Origin of the sequence: Pseudomonas sp. MYb13 (assembly GCF_002980075.1) — a bacterium.
In the GTDB taxonomy this organism is placed as follows: domain Bacteria; phylum Pseudomonadota; class Gammaproteobacteria; order Pseudomonadales; family Pseudomonadaceae; genus Aquipseudomonas; species Aquipseudomonas lurida.
This window is the reverse complement of sequence record NZ_PCQI01000002.1, coordinates 688472-701831: the sequence shown is the minus strand read 5'-3', so window position 1 is coordinate 701831 and position 13360 is coordinate 688472. Positions and strand designations below refer to the sequence as shown.

The 13360-nt window shown below is 62.7% G+C and carries 9 protein-coding genes; 5 read left to right on the top strand and 4 right to left on the bottom strand.

Going from position 1 to position 13360, the window contains the following annotated elements:
• Positions 1-22 precede the first annotated feature (22 nt).
• Positions 23-1441, bottom strand: a complete 1419-nt coding sequence (locus CQ002_RS06820; protein ID WP_034101937.1) for a short-chain fatty acid transporter — start codon at positions 1439-1441, stop codon at positions 23-25.
• A 185-nt stretch (positions 1442-1626) separates the two neighbouring features.
• Between CQ002_RS06820 and CQ002_RS06815 the strand changes: the two genes are divergently transcribed.
• Entirely contained in the window at positions 1627-2916 is a 1290-nt protein-coding gene (locus CQ002_RS06815) for an MFS transporter (RefSeq protein WP_034101939.1), read from the top strand.
• 3 nt (positions 2917-2919) lie between these two features.
• Here CQ002_RS06815 and CQ002_RS06810 read toward each other — a convergent pair whose 3' ends face one another.
• Positions 2920-4290, bottom strand: coding sequence for a gluconate:H+ symporter (locus tag CQ002_RS06810; RefSeq protein WP_098465713.1), 1371 nt, complete (start codon positions 4288-4290; stop codon positions 2920-2922).
• Between the two features lie 260 nt (positions 4291-4550).
• Between CQ002_RS06810 and CQ002_RS06805 the strand changes: the two genes are divergently transcribed.
• From CQ002_RS06805 to CQ002_RS06790, 4 genes are all read left to right on the top strand, one after another.
• Positions 4551-5456: a cation diffusion facilitator family transporter gene (locus tag CQ002_RS06805; RefSeq protein ID WP_034101943.1), complete on the top strand. Its 906-nt coding sequence runs from the start codon at positions 4551-4553 to the stop codon at positions 5454-5456.
• Between the two features lie 109 nt (positions 5457-5565).
• The gene (locus CQ002_RS06800; protein WP_105161604.1) at positions 5566-6789 is read left to right on the top strand and encodes a TolC family protein; all 1224 of its coding nucleotides are present in this window, start codon (positions 5566-5568) and stop codon (positions 6787-6789) included.
• 18 nt (positions 6790-6807) lie between these two features.
• On the top strand, positions 6808-7914 hold the full coding sequence (locus CQ002_RS06795; RefSeq protein WP_098465716.1) for an efflux RND transporter periplasmic adaptor subunit: 1107 nt from the start codon (positions 6808-6810) through the stop codon (positions 7912-7914).
• 18 nt (positions 7915-7932) lie between these two features.
• Positions 7933-11070, top strand: a complete 3138-nt coding sequence (locus tag CQ002_RS06790) for a CusA/CzcA family heavy metal efflux RND transporter (protein ID WP_105161605.1) — start codon at positions 7933-7935, stop codon at positions 11068-11070.
• Here CQ002_RS06790 and CQ002_RS06785 read toward each other — a convergent pair.
• Complete coding sequence (locus CQ002_RS06785; RefSeq protein ID WP_034101951.1) at positions 10994-12430, bottom strand: heavy metal sensor histidine kinase; 1437 nt, start codon at positions 12428-12430, stop codon at positions 10994-10996. The two genes, CQ002_RS06790 and CQ002_RS06785, sit on opposite strands and share 77 nt — an antisense overlap.
• Positions 12427-13101, bottom strand: coding sequence for a heavy metal response regulator transcription factor (locus CQ002_RS06780; RefSeq protein WP_105161606.1), 675 nt, complete (start codon positions 13099-13101; stop codon positions 12427-12429). The genes CQ002_RS06785 and CQ002_RS06780 overlap by 4 nt, the downstream gene beginning before the upstream one ends.
• Between the last annotated feature and the right edge of the window lie 259 nt (positions 13102-13360).

Below are 13360 nucleotides of genomic sequence, written 5' to 3'. Positions count from 1 at the left end.
GCCCGCTCCCACACTGACCGTGTCAGGGCATCACTGGCGGCAAATACTTCAACGTCGTCCCCAGCGCCCACAGCAGGAACAGCACCAGCGGCGTGTGCACCAGCAATTGCACGAACGAAAAACCGATCAAGTCCCGCGCCTTCAAGCCCAATACTCCCAGCAATGGCAGCATGTAGAACGGGTTGATCAGGTTTGGCAGCGCCTCGGCGGCGTTGTAGATCTGCACCGCCCAGCCCAGGTGGTATTGCAGGTCATTGGCCACTTGCATCACGTAAGGCGCTTCGATGATCCACTTGCCACCGCCCGATGGGATGAAGAAGCCCAACACCGCCGAGTACACGCCCATCAGCAACGCGTAGGTGTCGTGGGAGGCGATGGAGGTGAAGAAGGTCGAGATATGGTGCGCCAGAGTCTGGCCGTCGCCCCCTTTGACGACGGTCATCAGCGCAGCAATCGAGCCGTAGAGCGGGAACTGGATCAGCACGCCGGTGGTGGTTGGCACTGCGCGGGCGACCGCATCGAGGAAGCTGCGCGGGCGCCAGTGCAACAGGGCCCCGACCATGATGAACAGGAAGTTATAGGTGTTCAGCCCTGAGATGGCGCTGATCGCCGGCTTGGTCGAGAACTCATGGAACAGCCAGCCGGCCGCCAGCAACGCCAACAGAATGGTGAGCAGCGGGCTGTGTTCCAGCCATTCACCCGGGCGCGTAGGGGCTTGCAGCTTGGGCAGGTTGAACGCCGGGTCGACCCCGCAGGCCTTGGCATCGCGAGCGCTGTTCGGGCCGGGGGCGGTGGCGTAGGCGATGATCAGCGACACCACGATCAACGCCAGCAACAACACGCCGGATTGCCACAGGAAGATGGTGTCCGTGAACGGGATCACGCCCGTGATCGACAGAATCGACGGTGGCAGGCTGGCTGGGTTGGCCTGCAACTGTGCCGCCGACGACGACAGCCCCAATGCCCACACGGCACCCAGGCCCAGGTACGCGGCCGCACCGGCCGCGCGATAGTCCATGCGCAAATCCGTGCGACGTGCCAGTGCCCGCACCAGCAGGCCGCCAAACACCAGGGACAGGCCCCAGTTCAGCAGCGAGGCGACCATGGAGATCAACGCCACCCAGGCCACGGCTGAGCGGCCGTTCTTCGGGATACGCGCCAGGCGGTCGATCAGTTTCACCGCAGGCGGCGAGCTGGCCACCACATAGCCCCCGATCACCACGAAGGCCATCTGCATGGTGAACGGGATAAGGCTCCAGAACCCGTCGCCAAAAGCTTTGGCGGCTTCGGTCGGTGCGGCGCCCATGCCCAGGGTCGCGACGGCGACGATGATCACGGCAAGTGCGGCAAACACCCAGGAGTCTGGAAACCAGCGTTCGGCGAAGTTGGAACAGCGCAGGGCAAATCGGGCATAGCGGCTTTCTTCGATAGCATCGGCCACGAGTCTTTCCTCTTGTATTTATTATGGTGCAGGCAATTTTCCGGCATGTTCCGCTACGGCCATTGATATGGGAATGCAGTTATCTTCATCGATCGTTGAGGAAAACAAATATATCGTCTGTGATTGCCATCCCCTGGCCCAGCTCATAACCTGCACGCCATTTTGTTTGCCTGCCGAGCCTCCACATGACTGCCACCTCTTCCCCACAGGCGCAGCGTTTTTCCCGCTCCGACTACAAAACCCTGGGCTTGGCCGCCCTGGGCGGGGCGCTGGAAATCTACGACTTCATTATCTTCGTGTTTTTTGCGCTGACCTTGAGCCAGCTGTTCTTCCCGCCGGAAATGCCCGAGTGGCTGCGCCTGCTGCAAAGCTTCGGCATCTTCGTCACCGGCTACCTGGCACGCCCACTGGGCGGCATCCTGATGGCGCACTTTGCCGATCACTTGGGGCGCAAGCGCGTGTTCAGCTTGAGCATCCTGATGATGGCGTTGCCCTGCCTGCTCATCGGGATCATGCCCACCTACGCGCAAATCGGTTATTTCGCGCCCCTGATCCTGCTGGCGCTGCGCGTGCTGCAGGGCGCAGCGGTGGGCGGTGAAGTGCCCAGCGCCTGGACCTTCGTCGCCGAACACGCCCCGACCAACCACCGCGGCTACGCCCTGGGCTTCCTGCAGGCCGGCCTGACCTTCGGCTACCTGCTCGGCGCGCTCACCGCGACCCTGCTGGCGCAAATGTTCACCCCCGCAGAAATCCTCGACTACGCCTGGCGCTTTCCCTTCCTGCTCGGCGGCGTGTTCGGTGTGATCGGCGTGTGGCTGCGCCGCTGGCTCAGCGAAACCCCGGTATTCCTCGAAATGCAGGCCCGCCGCCAGGCGTCAGCCGAACTGCCATTGCGCACCGTACTGCGCGACCACCGCGCGGTGTTGCTGCCGGCGATGATCCTCACGTGTGTGCTCACCTCGGCTGTGGTGGTGCTCGTCGTCATCACACCAACCATGATGCAGAAAACCTTCGGCATGAGCCCCAGCCACACCTTCGCCCTGAGCGCCCTGGGCATTGTGTTCCTGAACATCGGCTGCGTCCTGGCTGGCCTGCTGGTCGACCGCATCGGCGCGTGGCGCGCGGTGCTGGTCTACAGCCTGTTGCTGCCGGTCGGGATTGCGCTGCTGTACGCCAGCCTGATCAGCGGCGGCGTCTGGCTGGGGGCGGCGTATGCCGTGGCGGGCCTGAGTTGCGGTGTGGTGGGCGCGGTGCCGTCGGTGATGGTCGGCCTGTTCCCGGCGCAGGTGCGGGTGTCGGGGATTTCCTTCACCTACAACATTGCCTACGCGCTGTGGGCAAGCACGACGCCGTTGCTGCTGATTGCGCTGATGCCCACCCGCCCGTGGATTTGCGTGGGCTATTGCGTGGTGATGGGGGCGGTGGGCGTGGCGAGTGTGGCGTTGTTTGGTAAGCGCCACACGTTGGCTGCCTAGGCGTTAAGTCAAGAAGTGCCAGAGCAGCAGCGTACCCACCAGCCCCACGACCGACACAATGGTCTGCAGCACCGACCATACCCAGATCGTCTGCTTCAACTGCAAGCCAAAGTACTCACGCACCATCCAGAACCCGGCGTCGTTGACGTGGCAGAAGAACACCGAGCCGGCACCGATCGCCAGCGCTACCAATGAGCTTTGTGTCGCCGCCAACCCCGCCATCATCGGCGCAAGGATGCCTGCGGTCGTGGTGGTGGCGACGGTGGCCGAGCCGGTGGCTTGGCGCAACGCAACGGCAATCAACCACGCCAGTAGCAGGTAGGGCATGTGTGCGCCTTCGGCGACCTTGCTGATGGTCTGGCTGACGCCGGCGTCCAGCAGGGTTTGCTTGAGGCCACCGCCGGCGCCGATGGTCAGCAGCAATACGGCGATGGGGGCGAGGGCTTTGCGCAGGGTGTTGCCGACGTCGGCGCGCGGCATGCCGGCGGCCCAGCCCAGGCAGATCACGGCGGCGATCACGGCCAGGCCGAGGGCGATCAGCGGTTCGCCGAGGAACTTCAAGGTCAGGCCAACGGTGCTTTCTGCCGGCAGCGCGACCTTGGCCAGGGTGCTGCCCAGCATCAGAATCACCGGCAACAGAATAATCAGCAACGACACGCCAAAACTCGGCTGGCGCGGTGCCTTGGGCGGTGCGCTGAACAGCGCGCCGATGTCGGCCGGTTCATCTACGTGGAGGCGTTTGGACAGCCAGTTACCGTAGAGCGGGCCCGCCAGGATCACTGCCGGCACCGCCAGGCAGAAGCCCAGCAACATGGTCAGGCCCAGGTCGGCGTGCAACGCGCCGACCGCAATCAACGGCCCCGGATGCGGTGGCATCAGGGCGTGCAAGGTGGTCATGCCGGCCAGCGCCGGTATGGCAATTTTCAGCAGCGGCTGGTTCGAACGTTTGGCCATCACAAAGATGATCGGCACCATCATCACCAGGCCCACTTCGAAGAACAGCGGTAAGCCGATCACCATGGCGACCAGCGCCATCACCCACGGTAATGACCTGCCCTTGCCCAACCCGAGCAGCGTGGTGGCAATGCGGTCAGCCGCGCCGGATTCCGCCATCAGCGCACCGAGCATCGAGCCCAGCGCGATGATGATCCCGGCTTCACCGAGGATCGCCCCCGCGCCTTTACTGAACGCCTTGGCCACCTCTTCTGGCGGCAGGCCTGCGCCCACGCCGGCGATAAAGGTGCCGATCAGGATCGACAGGAACGGCGGCAACTTGGTCGCGCTGATCAGCACGATGATGCTGGCGATCGCCAGTAATACGCAGAACATGAGGCGGGTGTCTTGAACCATCCACGCAGCAGTCGATAACGCCAAAGCGGGACTCCTTATCGAACAGGTTGGGAAATATGTTTCTTTTTGTTTCCTGCTCGAAAAGCATACCTGATACAACTGTTCCAGAGCGTTCAAGCGCCCTTTTGGTGCATCCACAGGTAACGACGGCCTGGCGCGCAGATGACAATTGTGCAACCCGTGCCATTCGATCTGGCCTATAGCTCTATGATCCCCTCGCCCTAACGCAGCAAGCGGATTGCCGGCGATAAGGCCCCCACGCCCCACCACCCTGAGGATTTTCCATGAGCGCAGGACACAACCACGCCAAGGTACGCGCCGGCCATGAACGTCTGTTATGGCTCGCCCTCGGCCTGACCGGCAGCTTCATGATTGCCGAGGTCATTGGTGCATTCATCACGGGTAGCTTGGCGCTTTTGTCCGACGCTGCGCACATGATGACCGACGCCCTGGCCCTGGGCATTTCCCTGGTGGCGATCCAGGTGGCCAAGCGTGCCGCCGACCGTAAGCGCACCTTCGGCTATGCGCGGTTCGAAATCCTCGCGGCGGCGTTCAATGCGCTGCTGTTGTTCGTTGTCGCGTTCTACATCCTCTACGAGGCGTATCAGCGCCTGCAGGCGCCCGCCGAGATACAGTCCACCGGCATGCTGGTGATTGCCGTGCTGGGGCTGATCGTCAACCTGATTTCCATGCGGCTGTTGAGCGCCGCCAGCGGCGAAAGCCTGAATGTGAAGGGTGCCTACCTGGAGGTCTGGAGCGATATGCTCGGCTCCATCGGCGTGATCATCGCGGCGCTGGTGATCCTTTACACAGGCTGGGGCTGGGTCGACTCGTTGGTTGCGGCAGCCATTGGTTTCTGGGTGTTGCCCCGTACCTGGACGTTGCTCAAGGAAAGCCTGAATGTGCTGCTGCAAGGCGTACCGGACGGCATTGATATCGACCAGGTGGAGCAGGCCATTCGCGGTGTGCCTGGGGTCAAGGATGTACACGACCTGCATATCTGGGCGCTCACCAGTGGCAAGAATGTGCTGAGCACCCACCTGGTGGTGGATTCGGCGCTCAGCACCGAACAACACATCCTCACCCAGGTGACGGAACTGCTGCATGAACAATTCGACATTTCCCACGCGACCATCCAGGTCGAAGGCGACGGCTTTGCCCATGACGAACATGACGAGGTGCATGCCTGAGCCTGGCTAACGGATTTGTAATGTTCTGCACACCGCTCTGATAAGTACCGAAAGCTACAGTGCCCCGGCTTGGATTTATCCGCCATTTCATGGGCCTGGAACTCTCGTCATGCCAATTCGTGCAAGAACATTGCTGTGGTCGATCGTCGTGTTGCTGACGACGGCGCAAGGGGTCGGTGCACAACCCCTGACCCTCGACGCGGCGCTGCAAACCGCTTTTGCCAACAACCCGGACCTGGCCGCCGCACAGTGGGAAATCGGCATCGCCGAAGGCGCTCGCCAACAGGCGGGCTTGATCCCCAACCCGGTCGCTTCCTGGGACGCCGAAGACACCCGCCGCAGTACGCGCACCACCACTGTGAAACTCAGCCAGACCCTGGAACTGGGTGGCAAACGCAGCGCGCGCATCGATGTGGCGAGTCGCGCACAGGACGCCGCCGCCCTGACCTTGGCGCAGCGCCGCAATGCCTTGCGTGCCGACGTCATCGACAACTACTACGGGGCCCTGCGCGCCCAGGAGCGCCTTGACCTGGCGCAGCGTTCAATGAACGTGGCCGAGCGCGGACTGGCCGTCGCCAACGGCCGTGTCACCGCAGGCAAGACCTCGCCGGTGGAAGCGACCCGCGCGCAGGTGCAATTGTCGGAAATGCGCCTGGAGTTGAACCGCGCGCAAATTGGCCTCACCGACGCCTATCGCCGCCTGGCCACCAGCACCGGCAGCGCCGTAACGGATTTCCAGGCCGTCGCTGGCCAAAACCAACTCACTCCCGCCTTGCCGCCAGTCGCCCACCTGTTGGCGCGCCTTGAGCAGACTGCCGAACTGCGCCTGGCCGAGCTGAGCATCCTGCAAAACGAAGCCAGCGTCGGCCTGGAAAAAGCCCAGCGCATTCCCGACCTCGACGTGTCCATCGGCAGCCAATACGACGCCAGCGTGCGCGAGCGCGTGAACCTGGTGGGCGTGTCGATGCCAATCCCGCTGTTCAACCGCAATCAGGGCAACGTGCTGGCAGCGACTCGCCGCGCCGACCAGGCGCGCGACCTGCGCAACGCCGCCGAACTGCGCCTGCGCACCGAAACCCGACAGGCCCTCGACCTGTGGCAAACCGCTAATACCGAAGTGCGCGCCTTCAACCAGCAGATCCTGCCCGCTGCCCAAAGTGCAGTGGACAGCGCCACTCGCGGTTTCGAGATGGGCAAGTTCAGTTTCCTCGACGTGCTCGACGCCCAGCGCACCCTCATTGCGGCCCGCACCCAGTACCTCACGGCCACCGCCCAGGCCACTGAGGCCTGGGTGCGTATCGAACGGATCTACGGCGACCTCGCCCGGTTTTGATTTTTCCTGGAGTCCTCTATGAACAACACCCATGGCGTGGCGCTAGCCGTCGCCCTGAGCCTGATGCTGTCCAGCTTTGCAAAGGCCGATGAAGAAGAAGGCGAGCTTGAACTCACCGAGCAGCAGATTCAGGCCGCCGGCATTCAGGTCGCCCAGGCTCAGCCGCGTTCGATCAGCACGTTGCTGGTGTTGCCGGGAGAAGTGCGCTTCGATGAAGACCGTACCTCCCACATTGTCCCGCGTGCGGCGGGCGTGGTGGAGTCGGTCAAGGTCAACCTTGGCCAGTCGGTGAAGAAGGGCGAGTTGTTGGCGGTGATCGCCAGCCAGCAGATTTCCGACCAACGCAGCGAGTTGGCTGCCAGTGAACGTCGGGTCGAACTGGCCCGCACCACCTTCCAGCGAGAGCGGCAGTTGTGGCAGGACAAGATCTCCGCCGAGCAGGACTACCTGCTGGCGCGCCAGGCCCTGCAAGAAGCCGAAATCGCCCTGGCCAACGCCCGCCAAAAGATGAGCGCATTGAGTGGCAGCGCGGTGTTGGTCGGCGGTAATCGCTACGAACTGCGTGCGCCCTTTGCCGGTGTGGTGGTGGAAAAACACCTGGGCGTGGGTGAAGTCGTGGGTGAGAGCACCAACGCCTTCACCCTCTCGGACCTGTCCCAGGTGTGGGTGACGTTCGGCGTGTTCCCCAAGGACTTGAACAAGGTGCGCGTGGGCAAGCCGGTGAAAGTCAGTTCCACGGAAATGGGTACTGAGGTGCTCGGCACCGTGGCCTATGTTGGCAACCTGCTCGGCGAGCAGACGCGCACCGCCACTGTGCGCGTGAGCGTGCCCAACCCTGATGACGCTTGGCGCCCGGGTTTGTTTGTCAGCGTGCAGCTGGCCACCGATACGCTCCAGGCCAAGGTCACGGTACCCCAGGAGGCGATCCAGACTGTCGAGGACAAGCCCTCGGTGTTCATGCGCACCGAGCACGGTTTTGTCACCCGTCACCTGGAGCTTGGCGCGAGCGAAAACGGCTACGTCGAAGTCCGCCAGGGCCTGGATGCCGGGGCGCAGGTGGCCACGGTCGGCAGTTTCATCCTCAAGTCCGAACTGGGCAAAGGCTCGGCCGAGCACGCCCATTGATCCCGCGAGTGATTCCCCATGTTTGAGCGCCTTATCCAATTTGCCATCGAGCAGCGCATCATCGTGCTGCTGGCGGTGCTGCTGATGGCCGGTGTCGGCATCGCCAGCTACCAGAAGTTGCCCATCGACGCGGTGCCTGACATCACCAACGTACAAGTGCAGATCAACTCGGCGGCGGCCGGTTTTTCACCGCTGGAAACCGAACAGCGCATTACCTTTCCCATTGAAACCGCCATGGCCGGCTTGCCCGGTTTGCAGCAGACCCGTTCGTTGTCGCGTTCCGGTTTGTCCCAGGTGACGGTGATTTTCAAGGACGGTACCGACCTGTTTTTCGCCCGCCAATTGGTCAACGAACGCCTGCAGGTGGCGCGTGAGCAATTGCCCGCTGGCATCGACACTGCGATGGGGCCGATCTCCACCGGGCTCGGGGAGATTTTCCTATGGACCGTGGAAGCCAAGGACGGCGCGCTCAAGGAAGACGGCACGCCCTACACCCCGACCGATCTACGGGTCATCCAGGACTGGATCATCAAGCCGCAACTGCGCAACGTGCCTGGCGTGGCCGAGATCAACACCATTGGCGGCTTTGCCAAGGAATACCAGATTGCGCCCGACCCCAAGCGCCTGGCTGCCTACAACCTGACCTTGAATGACCTGGTCACGGCGCTCGAACGTAACAACGCCAATGTCGGCGCCGGCTACATCGAGCGCAGTGGCGAGCAATTGCTGATCCGTGCGCCGGGGCAATTGGCGTCCATTGATGACATCGCCAATATCGTCATCACCAGTTCGGACGGAACTCCGATTCGCGTGCGCAACGTGGCCCAGGTCGATATCGGCCGCGAGATGCGCACCGGAGCCGCCACGGAAAATGGCCGCGAAGTGGTATTGGGCACGGTGTTCATGTTGATCGGCGAAAACAGCCGCAGCGTGTCCCAGGCCGTGGCAAAAAAACTCGAAGAGATCAACCGGTCGTTGCCCGAAGGGGTCGTCGCCGTCACCGTTTATGACCGCACCCACCTGGTCGAAAAAGCCATTGCCACGGTGAAGAAAAACCTCTTTGAAGGTGCGCTGCTGGTGGTGGCGGTGCTGTTCCTGTTCCTCGGGAATATCCGCGCTGCACTGATCACCGCGATGGTGATTCCGCTGGCGATGCTGTTCACGTTTACCGGGATGTTCACCAACAAGGTCAGCGCCAACTTGATGAGCCTCGGCGCGCTGGACTTCGGCATTATCGTCGATGGCGCGGTGGTGATCGTTGAGAACGCCATCCGCCGCCTGGCCCATGCGCAACAGCGCCATGGTCGCCTGCTCACCCGCAGCGAACGCCTGCATGAGGTGTTCGCGGCAGCCAAGGAGGCGCGGCGGGCGTTGATCTTCGGGCAACTGATCATCATGGTGGTGTACCTGCCGATCTTCGCCCTCACCGGGGTGGCCGGGAAAATGTTCCACCCGATGGCGTTTACCGTGGTGATCGCCCTGCTGGGCGCGATGATTCTGTCGGTGACCTTCGTGCCGGCGGCGATTGCGCTGTTCGTCACGGGCAAGGTCAAGGAAGAGGAAAACTTCGTCATGCGCAGCGCGCGCCGGGTCTATGCCCCGGTGCTGGATTGGGTCATGGCGCGTCGCCCGCTGGTATTCGGCCTGGCGGTATTGACCATCGTCGCTTCGGGCGCCGTCGCCAGCCGCATGGGCAGCGAATTTATCCCCAGCCTCAGCGAGGGCGACTTTGCCCAACAGGCCTTGCGCGTGCCGGGCACCAGCCTGACGCAATCGGTACAGATGCAGCAGCAGCTGGAAAAAACCTTGATGGCCCAGGTGCCGGAAATCGAGCGGGTGTTTGCGCGTACCGGCACTGCGGAGATTGCGTCCGACCCGATGCCGCCGAATATCTCCGACAGCTATGTGATGCTCAAGCCCAAGGACCAGTGGCCCGATCCTGGCAAGTCGCGCGAGACACTGATCGCCGACATCCAGCGCGCCAGTGCGATTGTGCCGGGCAGCGCGTATGAGTTGTCGCAACCGATCCAACTGCGCTTCAACGAACTGATTTCCGGCGTACGCAGCGACGTGGCGGTGAAGGTGTTCGGCGATGACATGGCCGTGCTCAACAAGACCGCCGGGGAAATCGCCGAGACCCTGCAAAAGCTCAGCGGCGCGTCTGAAGTCAAGGTTGAACAAACGTCTGGCCTGCCGGTGCTGACCATCAATATCGACCGCGACAAAGCTGCGCGTTTTGGCCTGAATGTCGGCGATGTGCAGGACACCATTGCCGTTGCCGTCGGAGGCCGCCAGGCGGGTACGTTGTATGAAGGTGACCGGCGCTTTGACATGGTCGTGCGCTTATCCGATGCGTTGCGCACCGATATCGACGGGCTGTCGCGGCTGTTGATTCCGGTGCCGGGCAACGCGTCTGGCCAGTTGGGGTTTATCGCCTTGTCCCAGGTCGCCAGCCTGGACCTGATACTGGGCCCGAACCAGATCAGCCGCGAGAACGGCAAGCGCCTGGTGATCGTCAGTGCCAACGTGCGTGGGCGGGATATCGGCTCGTTCGTGGAAGACGCCGAAGCGGCCCTCATCGCCCAGGTGAAAGTCCCGGCGGGCTACTGGACCACGTGGGGCGGGCAGTTCGAACAACTGAAGGAGGCGTCCGACCGCTTGCGCATTGTAGTGCCGGTGGCGTTGCTGCTGGTGTTCGGCTTGCTGTTCATGATGTTCAACAACCTCAAGGACGGCTTGCTGGTGTTTACCGGCATTCCGTTCGCCTTGACCGGTGGGATCATGGCGCTGTGGCTGCGGGATATTCCGTTGTCGATCTCGGCCGGCGTGGGCTTCATTGCCTTGTCCGGCGTGGCGGTGCTGAACGGCCTGGTGATGATCGCCTTCATCCGTAATTTGCGCGAAGAAGGGCGCTCGTTGTCGGTGGCCATCCACGAAGGCGCACTGACTCGGCTGCGCCCGGTGCTCATGACCGCGTTGGTGGCATCCCTTGGGTTTATTCCCATGGCGCTCGCCACCGGCACCGGCGCCGAAGTACAGCGGCCGCTGGCAACGGTGGTGATCGGCGGGATCATTTCTTCTACGTTGCTGACCTTGCTGGTGCTGCCGGCGCTGTATCAGTGGGCGCATCGCAAGGAAGAGGAAACACCAGGCTGAACCGCGTGAAACGGCCCGGCTGGCTGCTGACGTCGGCGTGCCCCTGATGCAGGTGCATGATCGACTGCACAATCGCCAGCCCCAGGCCGGTCCCACCTTCGGCCCGGGTGCGGCTGCTGTCGGCGCGATAGAAACGTTCGAACAGGTGCGGCAGGTGATGGGCTTCGATGCCGCGCCCCGGATTGCCGACCGACAGCGACACGCTCTGGTCATAGCTTTCCACCAGCAGCAACACACTGGAAGCGCTGGGGGTGTGGCGAATGGCATTGGACAGCAGGTTGGAAATGGCGCGCTGGATCATCAAGCGATCACCCGTCACCCAGGCATCGCCGCGCAGGCTCAGGGTGACGTGCTTGTCCTCGGCGCTCAGGGCAAACAGTTCCATCACCCGCTGCGCCTCCTGCGCCAACGACACCGGGGCAAACCCGGCCCGCGCCGCCGGGTGGCTGACCTGGGCCAGGAACAACATGTCGGAGACAATTCGTGACAGGCGCTCCATTTCCTCGGTGCAGGATTCCAGGCTGGCCTTGTAGTCGTCCGAGGGCCGTTCGCGTGAAAGGGTCACCTGGGCCTTGCCCATCAGGTTGGTCAACGGTGCGCGCAACTCGTGAGCAAGATCGTCCGAGAACTGCGACAGCTGCTGCACCCCGGCGTCGAGGCGGTGCAGCATGAAGTTGATGCCCTGGGCCAGCTCGCCCAGCTCCTTGGGCAGATTGTCCAGGGACAGGCGATGGGTCAGGTCCTGGGTGCTGACCTTGGCCGCCACGCGACTGAACTGCTGCAGCGGCGCGAGCCCGCGTTGCACCAGCCACCAGGCGCCCATGCCGATCAGGATCAGCAACATCGGCAGGGCGATGACCGTGGAACGCAGGTAGGCACTGAGCAACGCTTCATCATCGGAGCGATCCAGCGACAGCACCACGCGCACGTTCTCGCCCCTTTGCAATGACATCAGGCGGGTAGCGCTGAGGATCCGATTGCCCTGGCCATCGACCCAATTCAGATAGGCCAGGTTTTTGCCCGCGGGCACGTCGAGCAGCAATGGCTGTTGCGGTTTGGCGCCGACGCTCAGCAGCACTGGCGCATCGGGGCGTGCGCCGACGATGGTCAGGTAGATGTTGTCATGGCCCATCACCAGGTCCAGCAATGAGTGGGGTCGGTTGCTGATGTCATGGGCGTCGAGGCCCTGGCCAAGGCTGTGCTCCAGTTGCTCCATCTTGTTTTCCAAGCCCTTGCGCGCCAGTTTGTCCAGCTCGTGGGTCAGGGCCAGGTACGCCAGGGTCGCCAACAGTACGACGAGGCCGGCGCCCATCAGGCTGACCGTCAACCCCAGGCGCATCGACAGGCTGCTGGTCCTCATGCACGTGCCTCCAGTACATAACCCACGCCACGGATGGTGTGGATCAACTTCACCTCGCTCTGGTCATCGACCTTGGCTCGCAGGCGACTGATTGAGATCTCCACCACATTGGTGTCGCAGTCGAAGTTCATGTCCCACACCAGCGAGATGATCTGCGTGCGGGTCATCACCTCGCCGGCCTGGCGCATCAGCACGTGCAGCAGGGCGAACTCCTTGGTGGTCAGGTCGATCCTGCGGTTGCCGCGATAGGCGCGATGACGGCGTGGGTCCAGTTCCAGGTCCGAGACGCGCAGCACCTCCGGAACCGGGATGTGCTCGCTGCGTCGCAGCAGGGTGCGCACACGGGCCAGCAGCTCGGGAAACTCGAAGGGTTTGACCAGGTAATCATCGGCGCCCATGTCCAGGCCCTTGATCTTGTCGGCCAAACGGCCGCGCGCGGTCAGCATCATCACGCGCTGGTTGCCTTCGCGGCGCAGTTGTTCCAGCACTTCCCAGCCGTCGGTGTTGGGCAAGTTGACATCGAGGATCACCAATTCGTAGCTGTGTTGCCGTGCCAAGTGCAGGCCATCAATGCCGCTGGCGGCGCAATCGACGACATAACCGCTTTCGGTCAGGCCTTGCTGCAGGTAGTCGGCGGTTTTCTGCTCGTCCTCAACCACAAGGATACGCATGGGGGGGTACCTTCAAAAAAACGGAAAGGGGGCATGGCCTCATCGCGGCGCAGGGCAGGCTTTGCGCGAACTCTGAACCGTGAAGTAGCTTTAGGGTCAAGGCCGGTCAGGCAGGTGCGACGATTCGTCACTGAGCCATCGCACAAAAAAAACGCCCCGGTCGGGGCGTAAAAATTCATCTCTGTTCCAAAGGAGCTACACAAAAGCTGCAGAGATGAGATGTGTTCGGTGTGCAGTGTAGAAAGTGCAACTTAACGAG

What these genes read in the sequence shown, in the direction of transcription:
- CQ002_RS06815 (WP_034101939.1), top strand. Translation starts at nt 1,627, where the DNA reads ATGACTGCCACCTCTTCCCCACAGGCGCAGCGTTTTTCCCGCTCCGAC.
- CQ002_RS06805 (WP_034101943.1), top strand. Translation starts at nt 4,551, where the DNA reads ATGAGCGCAGGACACAACCACGCCAAGGTACGCGCCGGCCATGAACGT.
- CQ002_RS06800 (WP_105161604.1), top strand. Translation starts at nt 5,566, where the DNA reads ATGCCAATTCGTGCAAGAACATTGCTGTGGTCGATCGTCGTGTTGCTG.
- CQ002_RS06795 (WP_098465716.1), top strand. Translation starts at nt 6,808, where the DNA reads ATGAACAACACCCATGGCGTGGCGCTAGCCGTCGCCCTGAGCCTGATG.
- CQ002_RS06790 (WP_105161605.1), top strand. Translation starts at nt 7,933, where the DNA reads ATGTTTGAGCGCCTTATCCAATTTGCCATCGAGCAGCGCATCATCGTG.
- CQ002_RS06785 (WP_034101951.1), bottom strand. Translation starts at nt 12,430, where the DNA reads ATGAGGACCAGCAGCCTGTCGATGCGCCTGGGGTTGACGGTCAGCCTG.
- CQ002_RS06780 (WP_105161606.1), bottom strand. Translation starts at nt 13,101, where the DNA reads ATGCGTATCCTTGTGGTTGAGGACGAGCAGAAAACCGCCGACTACCTG.